Origin of the sequence: Shewanella sp. Actino-trap-3, assembly GCF_002836275.1 — a bacterium.
GTDB classification, from domain to species: domain Bacteria; phylum Pseudomonadota; class Gammaproteobacteria; order Enterobacterales; family Shewanellaceae; genus Shewanella; species Shewanella psychromarinicola.
The window spans coordinates 2,894,975-2,913,605 of the sequence record NZ_PJCE01000001.1; the positions used below are offsets into that span (position 1 = coordinate 2,894,975).

Below are 18,631 nucleotides of genomic sequence, written 5' to 3' on the forward strand. Positions count from 1 at the left end.
ACGCCAATGTTAGCAAAAATTATCAGTGCTTCAATAAAGCAACGCGTCATGGTGTTGATACTCACGGCCGTTATCGCGTTAGTGGGTTATCAAGCCATGCGCATGACACCTCTGGATGCGCTACCTGACTTATCAGATGTACAAGTCATTGTTAAAACCTCATACCCTGGCCAAGCCCCACAATTAGTTGAAGATCAAATTACCTACCCATTGTCATCGGCTATGCTTGCCGTGCCGGGTGCCAAAACGGTTCGCGGGTTCTCCATGTTTGGCGATTCATTCGTCTATGTCATTTTTGAAGATGGCACCGACATTTATTGGGCGCGGTCACGGGTATTAGAGTACTTATCACAAACCCAAGATCAACTGCCTGCTGGCGTCACGCCAAGCATTGGGCCAGATGCATCTGGTGTAGGTTGGATTTTCCAATACGCCTTAGTCGATCGCAACGGACAGTATGATTTAGCCCAATTACGTTCATTACAAGATTGGTTTTTAAAGCTTGAATTACAAAGTGTTGCAGGAGTATCAGAAGTTGCCACCGTTGGTGGCATGGAACAAACTTATCAAGTGGTTGTCGACCCGCATAAGTTGGCCCTGTATCAAATCGATTTAATGACCATTAAAAACGCCTTAGATGTCTCCAATAGCTCAACCGGTGGCTCGGTCATTGAAATGGCCGAAGCAGAATATATGATCACCTCAAGTGGTTATCGCCAAACCATTGCCGACTTTGCTGAAATCCCCTTGGGCATTTTGTCTGAAAACGGCACGCCGGTATTAATGAAGGATGTGGCCCAATTAAGAACCGGCCCGGCAGCGCGCCGTGGCATTGCAGAGCTAGATGGTAAAGGCGAAGTCGTCGGCGGTATTGTAGTGATGCGCTATGGTGAAAATGCGCTTGAAACCATTAATAATGTGAAGAAAAAACTCGAGCAAATCAGTAATGGACTACCTGATGGTGTTGAGTTAGTCACCACTTATGACCGCTCAGAGTTAATCTTGCGCTCAGTCGATAACCTTACCCATAAAGTGCTTGAAGAAATGTTGGTAGTCGGACTCATTTGCCTACTGTTTTTACTGCATGCCCGCTCAACCTTAGTGGCGATTATCACCTTACCTATTTCAATTTTAGTCAGTTTTATCGCCATGAATATCATTGGGGTCAATGCCAATATTATGAGTTTAGGCGGGATTGCCATTGCCATTGGTGCCGTGGTTGACGCGTCGATTGTGATGGTCGAAAACACCCATAAACATTTAGAACATTATCGTCAAAAACACGGTAAGGCTCCTGAGGGAGAAGATCACTGGCAACTGGTCAAAGAAGCCTCAATTGAGGTCGGCCCGGCGTTATTCTTCAGTTTGCTTATCATCACCTTAAGCTTTACGCCGGTATTTGCCCTTGAAGCACAAGAAGGACGTTTATTTCATCCACTAGCCTTTACTAAAACCTTCGCCATGGCCGCATCGGCAATCTTAGCGATCACCTTAATTCCAGTATTAATGGGTTATTTTGTCCGCGGAAAAATCCCTGATGAACGTAAGAATCCTATCAGTCGAGTATTAATTGCCATATATCAGCCATTACTTAAATGGGTACTGCATTTCCCTAAAATCACCATTGGATTGGCGATTATTGTCCTATTCAGTGCTTACTACCCATTAAGCCAAATGGGCTCAGAGTTTATGCCCACCTTAGAAGAAGGTGATCTACTCTATATGCCGACCACCCTGCCCGGTGTCAGCGCAGGCAAAGCTGCAGAAATATTGCAGCAAACAGACCGTCTGATAAAAACCGTTCCCGAAGTCAAAAGGGTATTTGGCAAAGTAGGCCGCGCAATGACCGCGACCGATCCCGCGCCGCTAACCATGCTCGAAACTACCATTATGCTCAAACCCACAACTGAATGGCGTGATGGCGTAACCTTAGAAAGCATTATTGAAGAACTGCAACAAACCGTGCGTATTCCAGGGATGACCAATGCTTGGGTGCAACCGATTAAAACTCGCATCGATATGCTGTCTACTGGTGTTAGAACGCCTGTTGGCATAAAAATATCGGGATCGAATGTTGAGGAACTGCAACGGATTGGCGCTGAAATAGAAGCGGTAGTAAGCAAATTACCTGGAACAGTATCTGCATTCTCACAACGCAGTAGCGGCGGCCGTTATATTGATATTACCCCAGATCTTAAAAATGCCGCACGTTATGGCATGACCTTAAAAGACATCCAGGATGTAGTGCAAATAGCCATTGGCGGTATGACTATTGGTGAGTCGATTCAAGGTCAAGAGCGCTATCCCATCAATATTCGTTACCCACGAGAGTTACGTGACAATATTGAGAAGCTCAGAAATTTACCTGTGCTGACTAAAACGGGTAAGTACTTACCGTTAAGTTATTTAGCCGAACTCAAAATCATTGATGGCCCCCCTATGTTAGCCAGTGAAAATGGTCGCCTTATCTCGTGGGTGTTTGTCGATCTAAAAGACATTTCTATCGGCGAATATATTATTGAAGCTGAAAAGGCACTAAAAAAACAAATCACTCTACCAGCGCGCTACAACTATAGCTTTGCTGGACAGTACGAGTACATGCAGCGGGTTGACGCTAAAATGAAAATGGTGATCCCATTAATGATTGCGGTGATTTTTATGCTACTGATGATGACGTTCAACTCAGTAATACAAGCATCTGTGATCATGCTAAGTTTGCCTTTTTCATTGGTGGGTAGTGCATGGCTGCTCTATGGGCTGGACTATAATTTTTCAGTCGCGGTATCGGTCGGCATGATTGCCTTAGCCGGGGTCGCCGCCGAATTTGGCGTGGTAATGCAGGTCTATCTCAATAATAGTATTAAGGCCTATAAGCAAGCCGACAACTACCACAGTAAAGCGGATTTAACCGCCGCATTACTCGAAGGCGCAGTAATGCGAATTCGGCCTAAAGCCATGACAGTCGCCACCATCTTTTTTGGTTTACTGCCGATAATGTGGGGTAGTGGTACGGGTAATGAAGTCATGCAAAAAATTGCCGCACCTATGGTGGGCGGCATGGTAACAGCGCCGCTATTGTCGCTATTTGTTATCCCGGCGATTTACTTGCTTATTTACGGCCGCACGTTACCTAAGCAATAACGACAAACGTTAACGCTAAATACATTCCCCCTAGAAACAACAATCCTCAAGTCACTCGGTGACTTGAGGATTATTTTTATGAGCGTTTATACTCATCTTATTGGTACTTACTAAATGGTTTTGATTTAGTTAACCTCTACTCAGGTTAAAAGATGGGGGTTATTGACGTTTAAGTGACTCATTTAACTGATCGACTTGATCTTGCTGCTTTTTACGGCAGGTGGCAATATCGTCTGGGTGACCATACTTGCAAGGATCGCTTGCCAGAATGGCTCTAGGAAGATTAATCACCATATAGTCAGTGTCATTTTTATTGTCATCCGCATTGCCAGCCTTACCAATACGGATTGGACTTGTTCCACTACAGGCCGTTAGCAGCACTAAACTCGATAACAATGTTAATTGAATTATCAGCTGCTTCATTGTTGTAATATCCCTTGTTTTTCACGTGCGAGAATTACCATCCGAAACATACCCCATGCCATAATGACAGCACCAGTAACCAACATAATATTGATAAGTACAGGGTTGGCTAACATAGGTAAAAAGTCTTGGTTAAATCCGGCCACTAGACCATATATACCCAAACCAAATAACACTGCTCCAGGAAAATCAATTACGGCTATCATCAGCATACTGCGATGAATTCTAGCCAAATCAGCTTGCTTCGTATCTTGTGTCATTCGCTCATCCTTGTTTAAATACACTCACTAATACTGATATTAGCTACTAACTAATCATTTTGACATTACTCAATGGTCTAGGTTCTATAAATAACCACAAGCGCACAGTAAGTCAGGTAATATTATGATGCTGGAGTCATTTATTGTGATGTCATTTTTATGGAATAAAAAGCGTAATAATTAACAACACCTCACCTTGTGCTCATTTAGCAAAAAATAACCGACATAGGGAATGTCCGTTGCGGATCCTCAGACTGCTGCCGCTAGGCTTTGGGCTTTAACGAATAAAACATCACGGTTAATAAAGGCTAAATAGGCTACAGAATTGCTTAGCCGCGGCAGCGTTTCGACGCGCAGCCTAGCTTGGCTATAACGGCTTACGCTATCACCCCAGTATTTTATTTAAGCTTATAAAATGACAGTTTCTACTGATATCGACAGCCAGAGTTAAGTTAAGTCGATATCAGCAGAAAAGCAAAAAGCCTTCAAACGAAGGCTTTTTTGAACAATTATGATTCTATGTAACAAGTTAAGATTGTTTAAATACCGGTAAGATATCCGCCATTGCCAGTAAGTGACATGTTGCTGTGATCATCCCAAACAACACCACCAGTACAATCAGCGGAGTCCCGCCTGGCACCTTAAAACCGTCGGCATTGGGATATTGTTGCCTCACTTTATAAGCCAGCAAAGCGGGTACAATAACGGCCCATATGGTGGCCGCAAGCGCAGCAAATCCAATCGCTAAAATAAATCCATTCGGAAATAATAAACCCAGTATTGTCGGCGGTATAAACGTAACCGCGGCCGTTTTAATACGTCCGGTGCGTGAATCATCAAAATTAAATAGATCGGCAAGGTAGTCAAACAGCCCGAGTGTCACCCCTAAAAATGATGATGCAACGGCAAGGTTGGCAAACAGGGTTAACATGTTATCAAGCCATTGGCTGGCAATCACCCCCGACAAGGCCGCGACTAACACCCCGATATTGCCCCCTTGCGCAATAATATCGGCAAACTGGCTGCGTTGAATATTGCCCATTGTCGCTACTAACCAACACACATAAATAACCAATGCGATACTGGTTCCAGTAACGATGGCTTTCACAATCGTATTAGCATCTTTACCGTAATACTTTACTAAGCTCGGCACGTTACCGTGATAACCAAAACTGGCCAACCCAAAAGGAATAGCAGCGAGTAAATAAGGCAGATAACGCGACTCACCATCGGGTGACGCCAATTTCACCGTGTCAATGTCGATTAATAAATTACCGATAGCCAAGAAGAAAGTGATCATCATACCACCGAGCATTATGGTGGTGATCCGATCGACCGCTTTAGTACTGATAAACACCACAAGTGCCAAGACAATAGCAAAAACCAAACCCGCCACGCTCTGAGGCAAACTCACACCCAGAGCCGATAAGCTGTGATTAACAATCGACCCGCCACCACTGATATAAGCATAGGTTAAAATATACAACACAAAGGCAATAGATACGCCGTTAATCACCCGCCAAAACTGCCCTAGAGTTACGCGGGTTAAGGTGTCAAAACTATCGCCAGGTTCAAAATGCAAATTGGCTTCTAATAACAGCAAACCCGACATTAACATGCAAAACCATACACCTAACAACATGGCTAATGAATAACCAAACCACATTCCTGCACTAACGACCGGCAAGGAAAACATGCCCGCACCGACTGTGGTCCCAGCAATAATCATCGCCCCACCCAATACTGACTTACCGCTAGCTCGATGCTTTGCTGCATTCATGTGGTTGGCCATTATTGTCCGTGCTCCGCTGCCACACTATCAACAATGGTTTGTCTTACTGAAGAACTGAGTAATTTATTGGCATTATCTCGAATTCTTATCACTTCAGAACGATTCTCGACACTGCATAAATATCCCAATTCTTTTAGTTTCACGCTCAAGGTGTTATACAACTTTTTATCATAAAATTCTGGTGCGGTAATGCCATGTAGAGCCCCTAAACGTTGGGCTAACATATGACTATCGGTTTCCAATCCTGAACGCTCAAGCTCCGGATTTATCGCCAGTAAATTAAAGATAATGGCATAGCGTTGCAACGTCTCATTGATGGTTTCAGCAAGCAGTAACAGTTGAGTAATATGGTGAGGCGTGATCACCAACTGATCGCTACCGCTCAACAGACCTTGTTCAACCATAAAGTCTAAAATGCAATCTACATGTTTAGGAACATCATCAATACCCATAAAAAGTTCAGCTTTAAGTAATGGGTAAAAATCCATCACTATGGCATGGATTCGGGTGCGATCGCACACATCATAGTGCACTAAACAACTGGCGATGAGTGAAGGTAATGCCATTAAATGAATAATATTATTACGGTAATAACTCATGGTAATAGCAACTTTTTCATCAACCGAAATTATCTCGCCAATAAGGTCCTTAGTACTGACAAACTTATTTAACGACAGACAATGATCAACAATTGACTTGCCATTACCCTCTGCAACGGATGCGTAATGGGTATAAGGCACTGTGTTAAGTAATGCTAAATACAAATCAAGCTGACGTTCTAACTGGCTTCTTTCTAATGCATTTTGCTCTGATGCCAATAACACTAAACTGGTCAATGTCACCGAGCTGGCCGCAGCAGCGCCGTTGATATTGGTCATCACACGATTGGCTAGTAAGTTGACCGATGGGGTAAACCATGATGGTTTCTGATCAGGATCGTTCGCAATCTCTTTACGCCATTCTGGCGCCTGCTCGTTTAAGAAATGTTGTAAATTAATCGGCTCACCAAAGTTCACATAACCTTGGCCAAAATTGCCTAATTTACGCAGAGCCCCAAATAACTGCCAAACAGATTCTTTTTTCTTTTTCTTACCGCTTAATTCTTTATGGTAAGTGGCCACTTCCATCACATGGTCATAACCTAAATACACAGGCACTAAGGTCACAGGGCGTTCAATGCCACGTAACACACTATTAATAGTCATCGCTAACATACCGGTTTTAGGCGCTAGCAAACGCCCGGTACGAGAACGACCACCTTCAGTGAAATACTCGACCGAATAGCCCTTAGCAAATAACTGATCTAAGTATTCACGAAATACTGCGGTATAGAGCTTTTTGCCATTAAAACTACGACGGATAAAGAATGCTCCGCCACGACGGAACATAGGCCCAGCAGGCCAAAAGTTAAGATTAATACCGGCTGCAATGTGCGGTGGAACCATACCCTGATAATACAAAATATATGACAAGAGTAAGTAATCCATATGACTACGATGACAAGGCACATAGACAATTTCATGGCCGTCATGATGTAACTGCCTTATCTGTTCTGCACCTTTGATATTGATACCACTGTATAATTTGTTCCATAACCAGGTGAGGAAGCGCTCGGCAATGCGCACAAAACTATCAGAATAGTCAGCGGCAATTTCATCAAGGTATTCAATGGCGGTTTCACGGGCTTTCTCGACAGATACTTTTTTGTTTACCGACTCTTCTTCAATGGCTTTCTTGATTGCATCAGATTTAAGTAACGACGCAAAAAGCACTTGCCGATTCGGTAATTGCTGCCCTGTCATCACTTTGCGTTGACGGCGGAAATGCACTCGCGCAACACGGATCAATTTGTGAGCAATTCTTTTATCGGTACCGTGTTCATCAGCCATAAGACGAAGCGATAATGCATTAGAAAACTGAACAAAATTGTGGCGACCTAGAAACAAAATCATTAGCCATTTTCGCAGCCAGGTCGGGTTTTCCCTTTCAAAAAAAGCCGCTTTCATGCTGTCATCTTCTTTACCCGGTGTACGGCCCCAATAAAGGCTCACAGGCACCAACTGAATATCTAACTCAGGACATTGACGATGAAGCGCTAACAGACTGGTAAAACTATTAATAAATTTTTCACCGCTTTCGCGTTTACCAAAAAGCGGTTTGCGGCCTTCAAGACAAACGATGCGTGATACTTTGAGGCCATCCAATTGCAGTGGCTCATATGGACTGGGCATACCAAAGCTCTCAGTGATTTCGCTTAATGCAGCGGCATCACTGATTGATTCTGTTTTCATAACATAAATCAGAGGTTTAGATGGATCTAAATTAAGATCGTCAAAAGGATCATGTGGCACAACAACCGTGAGTACCATCGATTTTTGAATCCATTTTAACGCTCGTAAAAATATTGAATCTGGTTTTGACATGGTTATTTTCGCAACATAAGCCACTGTAATATTGTCGTATAGGATACCAGAAACCAGCCTGCTTACACTATCAGACCGATTTATCTTTACGCTTGAGTTCTCACTATCGGAAATAACATCAGACAATCAATACACAATAACTAATAGAAACAGGTTGTTGAATGATACTTGACCAACAATATACAAAAAAGAGTTGGTTAATACTTGCACGAACAAAAACACTGTATATAATGACAGTCACTGTATAAAAAGACAGGAACCATCATGAGACCGTTAACGCCGCGCCAAGCAGAAATTTTAGACTTAATTAAAAACAATATCACCGAAACAGGTATGCCACCCACTCGTGCTGAAATTGCGAGTCGTCTTGGCTTTAAAAGTGCTAATGCCGCCGAAGAGCATTTAAAAGCATTAGCCAAAAAAGGTTTTATCGAGATCATACCTGGTACCTCGAGAGGTATTCGTTTACCTCATGAAGAACAGCTTGAAATCGGTCTGCCACTCATTGGACAAGTTGCTGCTGGAGAGCCTATTTTGGCGCAAGAGCATGTAGAACAATATTATCAAGTTGACCCAAATATGTTTAAACCCGCCGCAGATTTTTTATTACGGGTTCGTGGTGATAGCATGAAAAATATTGGTATTTTAGAAGGCGACTTGCTCGCTGTACATAAAATGCAACAAGCGCGTAATGGTCAGGTTGTGGTGGCGCGTGTTGATGATGACGTCACCGTAAAACGATTTGAACAAAAAGGTAATATGATTTATCTGCATGCAGAAAATGAAGATTATAACCCGATAAAAGTAGATTTAAGTTGCCAAAGCCTAACCATCGAAGGGCTTGCAGTTGGCGTTATCCGTAATGGAGATTGGTCATGAACAAACTAATGGGCGTAGCGCCACGTCACCCAGGCTTATGGGTAGATTTAACTGAAACAGATCTGCATGGCAACCAAACCATTCAAACATTACAAACTGTCACCCAAGGTGAAGCAGAACTGAGTCAATTGTGTAGCCAACTGGCAACGTTGAGCCAGCAAGGCAGATGGGTTGTATTAATTAGTCCACCTCACATAGGCTATAAGCATATGCTGGCCAGTGCTGGAGTGAGAATGGATCGTATTTTACTGGTGCACACCAAAGATGAAGTCGAAACATTATGGGCCATGGAAAAAGCACTCACGAGCGGAACTTCTAGTGCAGTGGTTACTTGGACAAGTTCACTCGATGCTCGCGATAGTCGTCGATTGGAAATTGTCGCTAAGAGCGCGCGAGCATTAGGCGTGGTAATTGAAGATGTGAATGCTCACTTACCTCACAAACATCAATTTGTTAACTCTACATTAACAAATGAAGCAGGTAATTTTTGCTCATTTCACTAAGCATAAATCCTTAATTACCAAGCCCTGCATTGAATTCAGGGCTTTTTTTCATCTTTTATTAGCCTATTTACCAACAAAGTGATCTTGATCAATGTTTAATCTACAAGTAATGTGGTTAACAAGGATGAAACATTTTTCATCCTTAATTGGATAAAATGACAGTAATCAAGATTACTGCCAGACAAATAATCCAAATAGAAATTGATAAGTTCAGTCGTAGGTACAAGTGTGGTGCACAGCTAACAATAAAAGCGTAGACAGTCTGTATACAACCACCAAAGTACTTTGAGTTCATCAAGCTTTTTTCGGGAACCGAAGAGTTTGCATAGAGCTGAGATTTACTGTGTGACTTTTCTTTGTAGTTGCTATTTTGCAATTAGCAGGGGAGTAGTCTTGTGAAGCAATGGTTGTATTTTTTATTGGTTGTGTGGGTAGCACTTCCGCTTGGGGCAACAGAAATGCCCCTCAACATGACTCAAGGCGTGACAGATATCAGTGGTAAGGTTTATGACCTCCATATGACGATTCTTTACATCTGTTGTGCTATTGGGTTAGTGGTGTTTGGGATCATGATTTATTCGATGATTTATCACCGCAAGTCAAAAGGTGCCGTTGCGGCCAATTTTCACGAAAGTACCAAAGTGGAAATTGCTTGGACCGTCATCCCTTTCATTATCTTAATCGGAATGGCTATTCCAGCCACTAAAACCTTAATTGCCATGGAAGATCCCAGCGATGCCGATCTGACCATCAAAATTACTGGGTCACAGTGGAAATGGCACTACAGCTATTTTGATAAAGACATCGAATTTTACAGCTCATTATCCACCCCCAGAGAGCAAATTGATGGCCGTGAGGCCAAAGGCGAAAATTACCTCCTTGAAGTCGATAAGCCGCTAGTACTGCCCATAAACCAAAAGGTGCGTTTCTTGATGACATCTGATGATGTTATCCACTCATGGTGGGTACCCGCTTTCGCGGTTAAAAAAGATGCCAACCCAGGCTTTATCAACGAAGCCTGGACTCGTATTGATAAGCCTGGAACTTATCGCGGTCAATGTGCTGAGTTATGCGGTAAAGACCATGGATTTATGCCTATTGTGGTACAAGCCTTATCAGAGACTGATTTTGATAATTGGTTAGTTGAACAAAAACAACTGGCCAATAATGCTGCAGTCGCTGCAGCCGCATCAATGTCACAAACCTTGTCCCTTGAAGAGCTAAACGCGCAGGGCGAGCAAGTGTACATAGCGCGGTGCGCCGCTTGTCACCAACCTAATGGGGCGGGTCTTCCCGGTGTATTCCCATCATTGATTGGCAGTCCTATCATAAAAGGCCCTGTTGACGATCACCTCAATATTGTCTTAAACGGTAAACCAGGCACCGCAATGCAAGCCTTTGCCAAGCAACTTAGCGCCATAGAAATTGCCGCAGTGATTACCTTTGAGCGAAATGCTTGGGGCAACAATAGTGGCGATGTTGTTCAAGCAGCTGATGTGGGTAACTTCTCAAGTAGTAACGCGTCAAGCACTGAGCCAATCGATGCCGTAGCCGATGCAGCAAGTACCATTGCTGCAACAACGACAGACGTTACCGATGCGGCCACAGAAAAAACCATTCAAGCTATAGAAGCCGTTGCCAAGGTTGTGACACCTGAAGTTGTTGCAGCGGCAGATCTGCCCACCTTAACCTTGGAGCAATTAATCGCTGAAGGTGAGCAGGTTTATGCCACTGTTTGTGCTGCATGTCACCAAGCCACTGGCGCTGGTTTACCCGGCGCTTTCCCTTCACTTATTGGCAGCCCTGTCGTTAGCGGACCGGTTAGCGGACATATCGATATCGTTATGAACGGCAAACCAGGCACCGCAATGCAAGCATTTAGTAGTCAACTCAGCCCTCAAAAAATGGCGGCAGTGATTACTTATGAGCGCAATGCGTGGGGCAATAATTCTGGCGAGGCGGTGCAAGCTGCCGATGTCGCTAGCCATGGACAGTAGGGGAAAACAATGAGCACAACAACGCACGATACAATTGCTACCGCTCATGATGATCATCATCACGGAGCGCCGAAAGGGCTAATGCGCTGGCTACTCACCACTAACCATAAAGATATCGGCTCGCTGTATTTATGGTTTAGTTTCATTATGTTTCTAACTGGCGGTGCGATGGCTATGGTCATTCGAGCTGAGTTATTTCAGCCGGGATTACAGCTAGTCGAACCTAACTTTTTTAATCAGATGACCACAGTTCATGGTCTTATTATGGTCTTTGGCGCGGTAATGCCAGCTTTTACTGGATTAGCTAACTGGTTAATTCCAATGATGATCGGTGCGCCAGACATGGCACTACCGCGGATGAACAACTGGAGTTTTTGGATTTTACCGTTCGCCTTTTCCATGTTACTAGGTTCGCTATTCATGGAAGGTGGTGGTCCTAATTTTGGTTGGACATTCTACGCCCCACTCTCAACCACTTATAGTCCTGACAGCACCGCTTTGTTTGTATTTGCCATTCATATGATGGGGATCAGTTCGATAATGGGCGCCATTAACGTTATCGTGACCATAGTCAATATGCGCGCCCCTGGTATGACATGGATGAAATTACCGCTGTTTGTGTGGACTTGGCTTATTACCGCATTTTTACTGATTGCGGTGATGCCAGTGCTTGCGGGTGCGGTCACCATGGTGTTAACCGATAAGTTTTTCGGTACTAGCTTTTTTGATGCCGCAGGTGGCGGCGATCCGGTGATGTTCCAGCATATTTTCTGGTTCTTCGGTCATCCTGAAGTTTACATCATGATTTTACCGTCATTCGGCATTATCTCAGCGATTGTTCCGACCTTTAGTCGTAAAAAATTGTTTGGTTATTCCTCTATGGTTTATGCCACTGCCAGCATTGCCGTGCTGTCATTCTTGGTGTGGGCACATCATATGTTTACCACTGGTATGCCTGTGTTTGCAGAGCTATTTTTCATGTATTGCACCATGTTAATTGCTGTCCCTACTGGGGTGAAAGTGTTTAATTGGGTGGCAACCATGTGGCGCGGATCGATGACATTTGAAACACCGATGCTCTTTGCGGTCGCGTTTATCATCCTGTTCACCATTGGCGGGTTTTCGGGTCTGATGCTGGCAATTACCCCTGCCGATTTCCAATATCACGACACTTACTTTGTGGTGGCTCATTTTCATTATGTGTTGGTCACAGGGGCGATATTTTCCATTATGGCAGCGGCATATTATTGGCTGCCCAAATGGACCGGTCATATGTACAACGAAACCTTAGGGAAATGGCATTTTTGGTGTTCGGTTATCTCCGTCAATGTACTATTTTTCCCGATGCATTTCTTAGGCTTAGCAGGCATGCCGAGAAGGATCCCTGATTACGCAGTACAGTTTGCCGATGTAAATCAAATTGTATCAATTGGTGGGTTCGCATTTGGTTTATCTCAGTTTATTTTCCTCGCTGTGGTACTCAAATGCATTAAGGGTGGCAAACCCGCTGGAGATAATCCTTGGCAAGCAGCAGAAGGCTTAGAATGGTCGATTGCCAGTCCAGCGCCATATCACTCGTTTACCACTCCGCCGGAGATTAAATGAGATGACGCAATCAACAAGATCAAATCGTAAGTTATTAATCATGCTGATTGCTGGGTCAATTGGTATGTTTGGATTTGGTTTTGCGCTGGTACCGCTTTATGACGTGCTCTGCGATACATTGGGTATTAATGGCAAAACCCAAAATAGTGCCAGCAGCTATGAAGCGGTGGTGGTTGATAAAAGCCGAACCGTAACCATTGAATTTGTCACCCAAGTTCAATCAAATATGCCGTGGGAATTTAGCCCTAAAGTTAACCAAATAAGCGTGCATCCTGGTGAGCTTACTCACGCACAATTTTTGGTTAAAAACCTGTCTTCACGCGACACCGTAGGCCAAGCGATCCCTTCGGTATCGCCTGGCCAAGGGGCGGCGTACTTCAATAAAACGGAATGTTTTTGCTTTAATCAACAACCTTTAGCAGCGTCTGCCACCGCAGAATTACCACTGATTTTTTACGTGGACCCTGATTTACCAGCGTCCATTAATACATTGACTCTCTCTTATACCCTTTATGACATCACCGATAAACAAGCGATCGACATAGAGCAAGGAGCAGCAAAATGACAACAAAGTATCAACCTTATTATGTACCATCCCAAAGTGCGTGGCCGATAATCGGTGCTATTGGTTTATTTTTAATTGCGTTTGGTGCTGGCAATTATATACAACAATTAACCACAGAAAAAACCTCTGGGGGTTACATTTTACTCGCGGGTTTGGCCGTCATTATTTTTATGATTTTTGGCTGGTTTAAAACCGTTATTGATGAGTCCATGGCTGGATTGTATTCAGCGCAAATGGATCGTTCGTTTAGACAAGGAATGAGCTGGTTTATTTTTTCTGAAATTATGTTTTTTGGGGCATTTTTCGGCGCACTCTTTTATGCACGAATGATTTCAGTGCCTTGGCTTGGGGGCGCATCAAATAATGCCATGACTCATGAAGTGTTGTGGCCTGCGTTTGAGGCTATTTGGCCACTGGTAAAAACGCCTGATGGTACCGCAACCGAAGCCATGCCGTGGACGGGTTTGCCATTAATCAACACCATGATACTGCTAACCTCATCGGTTACATTACACTTTGCCCATACCAACCTCGAAAAAGCCAATCGTAAACCCTTGATCATCTGGTTAGCGCTGACGGTTATTTTGGGTATTGCATTTCTAGGTTTACAGGTTGAAGAGTATAGCCATGCTTACCAAGAAATGGGGCTAACACTCTCTTCTGGTGTATACGGTAACACCTTCTTTCTGTTAACCGGTTTTCACGGTATGCACGTGACGATTGGCACCCTGTTCTTAATTATTTTGTTACTCAGAATTGTCAAAGGGCATTTTACGCCCGACAAGCATTTCGCTTTTCAAGCGGGAAGTTGGTATTGGCACTTTGTTGATGTGGTGTGGTTATGCTTATTCATCTTTGTCTACGTGTTGTAAATCAACATTAATAAGGTCTGGGGTTAGGCTGAATGTAGCCAAGCCCTAAGGCCACCAGCAACACCACAATCACAGCAATAGAAAACAACACTCGGCGACCTATAAAATGACTCATAGGTTGCTGATGTTGCCCTTTAACCATAATAACTAAGGCTCTACCTAAGTTAAATAATATGAATAAAAGCAACGAGACTAAAACTAACTTAACAATGAAAGGGGTTGTCACAGGCAATCCTTTTAGCAGTGTGGGTGTGTCTCAAATATTATTGGTAATCATTACTTTGGTCGTGTTTGGCTTATTGGTCAAGCTAGGATTATGGCAATTATCACGGGCAGCGTTTAAACAAGAGTGGCAAAGCACATTACTTCAGCGCCAACAGCAGCAAGCACTGACTTATGAAGACATGTTGGCATTGGTTGAATCATCAAAGCGACAAACCGCCTCTCAGCCAGAGACGGCTTTACTGACGGGTTATCGCTTATCGATTTATGCTAAACCTGCCAATAACACCGTACTGCTGTTAGACAATCAAGTGTATCAAGGCCAAGTGGGCTATTTAGCTTACCAAGTATTTGAGATAACGCCTGATCAACCTTGGATATTAGTTGAACTCGGTTTTGTTCCAGCAAATAAAGATCGTCGAATATTACCGGAGCTCACAGCGTTAGAAGTCGATTACTACACACTATTGGGTCGGGTATACCAAAAGCAAACCAACCCATTAAGTGATCAATTATATCCGGAGAAGTTAGCAGATATAGATGCCCCTCTACGTTTTCAAAACATCAACATCGCGGCATTGGCTGACATGTTGGCTCATCCGCTGATCTCTGTGGTACTGCAACCAGAGAATGTCCCGAGTTATAACTTACCTCAACCCTGGGTGCCGATCCCACTATCGGCGCACAAGCATCAAGGTTATGCCTTGCAATGGTTCACGATGGCAGGAGTCTTTTTAGGATTAATGAGCTGGATAGCATTTCGACAATTTCGACGTTAAGCCTCGTCGTGAAAAATTAACTTAACAATAATATCAAAATGATAAAGAGGAGATGGAATGAACTCCCTACCTAAAAAAAGCAATAAAGCATTAATAGTATTACTGCTGGTATTTATTTTACCGGTAGCTTTGGCCAAATTAGTGTTAAGCCTAGAACTGTATAATGGTGCGGCGACTAACAAGGGGGCGTTAATCACTCCCGAAGTAAATTATGCCAATTTAGCCATGGACAACCCCAAACCACACGTATGGCAAGTACTGTTTTTTCTACCTGAAACGTGCAATGAACAGTGCCAAGAACGCCTGTATATTTTACATCAAAGCTATATCGCACTGGGTAAAGATCGGGATCGTGTTACCCCTATCATTGTGGTTAATAACAGCAGCGACACCAAGATACTTAAGCAATTAAATATCGGCTTCGATCAAGTAAACGCCAATCAAGCACTGGCAACCATGCTGACAGAGCAACGTCTGGTTATTGTCGATCCTCTCGGAAACTTGGTGATGCAATATGACAATGTGATAGGTCACGACGCCAATATCGCCCAAGGCAAAGCCATGATTGCTGATTTACGCAAAATGCTTAAGTTGTCGAGGGTAGGCTAATGGCAATTGAGCGATTAATCAAATTCACTTTGGTGTTTACCTTGGCGGTTATTCTAATGGGCGCCTATACACGCCTGTCAGATGCCGGATTAGGTTGCCCAGACTGGCCGGGATGTTATGGTCACTTGGCCTTTCCAAGTGCAAGTCATGATTTAGCCAACATTGAGAGTCGTTTTCCTGATGCTCAAATTGAGCCTGAAAAGGCATGGCTGGAAATGATCCATCGTTATATCGCCGGAACATTAGGCTTAATGGTTTTAGCCATTTTAATTTTATGTCTTAAAGAGCCTCAAGCCCCCAAAAAACTTCCCATCTTTATTGCTGGGCTCATTGTGTTTCAAGCCGCGCTTGGCATGTGGACTGTCACGATGAAATTAATGCCTATTGTGGTTATGGCACACCTTATTGGTGGTTTTAGCCTATTTGCCTTGTTACTAATCTTGTATCTACGGCTAAAGCCATTACGGATCCCCGGAGGTGATACCTATGCTCGTAAGCTGATCCCGTTAGCATTAGTCAGTTTAGGGGTGTTAGTCATTCAAATTATACTCGGCGGCTGGACCTCATCCAATTACGCTGCGCTTGCCTGCACCACGTTACCCATTTGTGAAGGTAATTGGGTCGATAACTTACGTTTTGCCGATGCTTTTTCACCATTTCAAGGCGATCATCCTAGTTTTGAATTTGGCGTATTAGACTACGCAACTCGAATGACTATTCATATTAGCCACCGAATTTGGGCGGTTGTTACCGCCATAACCCTGATCGTACTGGCACTAAAATTACGTTATGCCCAATCACACATTATGCGTAACAGTGGTTACTTATTAGTGTTGTTAATCATAGTTCAAGTCGGACTGGGTATTAGTAATGTAGTGATGAATTTACCCTTGGGTATCGCGGTATCACACAATGGAGGCGCAGCCTTATTGCTGCTTACCTTAGTCTTTATTAATTATGCCTTATGGCGCAAAGCATAGGCGAGGAACGACCATGACAAAACTTGTTACGATTAGTCACCATCAACCTAAATTAACCCTGCAATGGCGCGCTTATTTTGAAATGACCAAACCCAAGGTTGTTGCGCTAATGTTGCTGACGGTATTAGTCGGTATGTGTTTATCTGTGCCGGGTATAGTGCAGCTTCAACCTTTGGTCGCGGGAATGGCAGGGATTGCTATGATGGCGGGGGCTGCGGCGGCATTTAATCACTTAATTGACCGTAAAATCGATGCTTTAATGGCTCGCACCTATAACCGCCCATTACCGAAAGGAAAAATATCAGCAACCAAGGCGTCGGCATTTGCGGTGTCACTTGGCGCGCTCGGTTTTGTGGTGTTATATACCTTAGTTAATCCCCTAACAGCTTGGCTAACCTTTGCCAGCTTGATTGGTTATGCCTTGGTTTATACGGCTTATCTTAAACGTGCCACCTCACAAAACATTGTCATCGGGGGACTCGCTGGCGCGATGCCGCCATTACTCGGTTGGACCGCGATAACCAATGAACTACACGGTTACGCCTTATTATTAGTCATCATTATCTTCACTTGGACACCGCCACATTTTTGGGCATTAGCTATCCATCGCCGTAAAGAATATGCCAAGGTTAATATTCCAATGTTACCGGTGACCCATGGAGTCGAATTTACCAAAACCTGTATTTTGCTTTACACCATTTTATTAGCCATTGCCTGTCTACTCCCGGTTTTAGTCGGCATGTGTGGTCCGATATATTTGGTCGGTTCAACCTTACTCAGTTGCGGTTTTATCTATAAAGCCTGGCAGTTAAAATTTCATGACTATCCAGAACTCGCCATGCAGGTGTTTAAATTTTCAATTTATCATTTAATGATATTGTTCATTGTATTATTAGTGGACCATTATTTTTGGGTAAACGCTTAAATTAGAAAGGGAAATACATTGAAGATAACGATTATTGTAGGGCTATTTCTTTTGGTCGTGGCCGGTGGGGTCGCTTATCAAAAAATGCAAACCGAACCTATGGAACTGGCGACCAGTTATGTATTTGAACAGCCACGCACATTAGCCCCATTTACATTGGCAGACCAGTTTGGTAATTCGTTTACGAACCAAACATTGCAAGGTAAATGGAGTTTATTTTTTATTGGTTACACCGCTTGCCCTGATGTATGTCCAACCACCTTAAATAAACTTGCGGCGGCTTACCCAAAGCTACAAAAAATAGCCAGTAATGTACAAGTGGTGTTTGTGTCTGCTGACCCTAAACGTGACACTCAAGCGAAACGTTTAGATTACATCAACTTTTTTAATAAAGACTTTAAAGCCGTCAGTGCAGAACACACAGATTTATTTCCATTCAGCCGTGATCTAGGCTTTGTGTATGCCATGGTCGGAGATGACAGTGATTATCAAGTAGACCATAGCGCATCTTATGTGTTGGTTTCACCGAGGGTTGAAAAAATTGCGGTATTTAAAACCAAGCCACAACCAGGCCAGTTACCACAAATTGTTAATGCTGAACTCATTGCTGACTTTGCTCAAATAGTTGCATCTTGGCACTAGCCATTATTGAATAA

Annotated in this window: 17 protein-coding genes; 12 read left to right on the forward strand and 5 right to left on the reverse strand. The window is 43.5% G+C overall.

Annotated features, from left to right (window positions below):
• The first annotated feature begins 6 nt into the window (after positions 1-6).
• Complete coding sequence (locus CXF80_RS12385) at positions 7-3,141, forward strand: efflux RND transporter permease subunit (protein ID WP_101033157.1); 3,135 nt, start codon at positions 7-9, stop codon at positions 3,139-3,141.
• Between the two features lie 159 nt (positions 3,142-3,300).
• On the opposite strand, the gene CXF80_RS12390 is transcribed toward CXF80_RS12385, so the two are convergent.
• The 4 genes from CXF80_RS12390 to plsB all read right to left on the reverse strand — a co-directional run bounded on the left by CXF80_RS12390 (position 3,301) and on the right by plsB (position 8,039).
• A complete protein-coding gene (locus CXF80_RS12390) occupies positions 3,301-3,564 on the reverse strand; it encodes a hypothetical protein (protein ID WP_101033158.1) in 264 nt (87 codons plus the stop codon).
• Positions 3,561-3,824, reverse strand: a complete 264-nt coding sequence (locus tag CXF80_RS12395; RefSeq protein WP_101033159.1) for a tetraspanin family protein — start codon at positions 3,822-3,824, stop codon at positions 3,561-3,563. The genes CXF80_RS12390 and CXF80_RS12395 overlap by 4 nt, the downstream gene beginning before the upstream one ends.
• Before the next feature lie 529 nt (positions 3,825-4,353).
• Positions 4,354-5,616: a tryptophan permease gene (mtr, locus tag CXF80_RS12400; RefSeq protein ID WP_101033160.1), complete on the reverse strand. Its 1,263-nt coding sequence runs from the start codon at positions 5,614-5,616 to the stop codon at positions 4,354-4,356.
• On the reverse strand, positions 5,616-8,039 hold the full coding sequence (gene plsB / locus CXF80_RS12405; protein WP_101033161.1) for a glycerol-3-phosphate 1-O-acyltransferase PlsB: 2,424 nt from the start codon (positions 8,037-8,039) through the stop codon (positions 5,616-5,618). The genes mtr and plsB overlap by 1 nt, the downstream gene beginning before the upstream one ends.
• Before the next feature lie 264 nt (positions 8,040-8,303).
• Between plsB and lexA the strand changes: the two genes are divergently transcribed.
• From lexA to CXF80_RS12435, 6 genes are all read left to right on the forward strand, one after another.
• The gene (gene lexA / locus CXF80_RS12410) at positions 8,304-8,918 is read left to right on the forward strand and encodes a transcriptional repressor LexA (RefSeq protein ID WP_101033162.1); all 615 of its coding nucleotides are present in this window, start codon (positions 8,304-8,306) and stop codon (positions 8,916-8,918) included.
• Entirely contained in the window at positions 8,915-9,421 is a 507-nt protein-coding gene (locus CXF80_RS12415; protein ID WP_101033163.1) for a cell division inhibitor SulA, read from the forward strand. The genes lexA and CXF80_RS12415 overlap by 4 nt, the downstream gene beginning before the upstream one ends.
• Positions 9,422-9,816: 395 nt before the next feature.
• Positions 9,817-11,418, forward strand: coding sequence for a cytochrome c oxidase subunit II (gene coxB / locus CXF80_RS12420; protein WP_101033164.1), 1,602 nt, complete (start codon positions 9,817-9,819; stop codon positions 11,416-11,418).
• Between the two features lie 9 nt (positions 11,419-11,427).
• The gene (gene ctaD / locus CXF80_RS12425) at positions 11,428-13,023 is read left to right on the forward strand and encodes a cytochrome c oxidase subunit I (protein ID WP_101033165.1); all 1,596 of its coding nucleotides are present in this window, start codon (positions 11,428-11,430) and stop codon (positions 13,021-13,023) included.
• 1 nt (position 13,024) lies between these two features.
• Positions 13,025-13,588 carry a cytochrome c oxidase assembly protein gene (locus CXF80_RS12430; protein ID WP_101033166.1) on the forward strand — a complete coding sequence of 188 codons (564 nt, stop codon included), beginning with the start codon at positions 13,025-13,027 and terminating at the stop codon, positions 13,586-13,588.
• Positions 13,585-14,460 carry a cytochrome c oxidase subunit 3 gene (locus CXF80_RS12435; RefSeq protein WP_101033167.1) on the forward strand — a complete coding sequence of 292 codons (876 nt, stop codon included), beginning with the start codon at positions 13,585-13,587 and terminating at the stop codon, positions 14,458-14,460. The genes CXF80_RS12430 and CXF80_RS12435 overlap by 4 nt, the downstream gene beginning before the upstream one ends.
• A 7-nt stretch (positions 14,461-14,467) precedes the next feature.
• On the opposite strand, the gene CXF80_RS12440 is transcribed toward CXF80_RS12435, so the two are convergent.
• Positions 14,468-14,686, reverse strand: a complete 219-nt coding sequence (locus tag CXF80_RS12440) for a DUF2909 domain-containing protein (RefSeq protein ID WP_101033168.1) — start codon at positions 14,684-14,686, stop codon at positions 14,468-14,470.
• Here CXF80_RS12440 and CXF80_RS12445 point away from each other — a divergent pair.
• Genes CXF80_RS12445 through CXF80_RS12465 form a run of 5 tightly spaced genes read left to right on the forward strand, consistent with a single transcriptional unit; the run spans position 14,634 to position 18,617 of the window.
• The gene (locus CXF80_RS12445) at positions 14,634-15,461 is read left to right on the forward strand and encodes an SURF1 family protein (RefSeq protein WP_101033169.1); all 828 of its coding nucleotides are present in this window, start codon (positions 14,634-14,636) and stop codon (positions 15,459-15,461) included. The two genes, CXF80_RS12440 and CXF80_RS12445, sit on opposite strands and share 53 nt — an antisense overlap.
• Positions 15,462-15,518: 57 nt before the next feature.
• A complete protein-coding gene (locus CXF80_RS12450) occupies positions 15,519-16,070 on the forward strand; it encodes a hypothetical protein (protein WP_101033170.1) in 552 nt (183 codons plus the stop codon).
• The gene (locus CXF80_RS12455) at positions 16,070-17,050 is read left to right on the forward strand and encodes a COX15/CtaA family protein (RefSeq protein ID WP_101033171.1); all 981 of its coding nucleotides are present in this window, start codon (positions 16,070-16,072) and stop codon (positions 17,048-17,050) included. Before CXF80_RS12450 ends, CXF80_RS12455 begins: the two co-directional genes overlap by 1 nt.
• Before the next feature lie 13 nt (positions 17,051-17,063).
• Positions 17,064-17,975 carry a heme o synthase gene (cyoE, locus tag CXF80_RS12460; protein ID WP_101033172.1) on the forward strand — a complete coding sequence of 304 codons (912 nt, stop codon included), beginning with the start codon at positions 17,064-17,066 and terminating at the stop codon, positions 17,973-17,975.
• 18 nt (positions 17,976-17,993) lie between these two features.
• A complete protein-coding gene (locus CXF80_RS12465) occupies positions 17,994-18,617 on the forward strand; it encodes an SCO family protein (RefSeq protein WP_101033173.1) in 624 nt (207 codons plus the stop codon).
• Positions 18,618-18,631 lie beyond the last annotated feature (14 nt).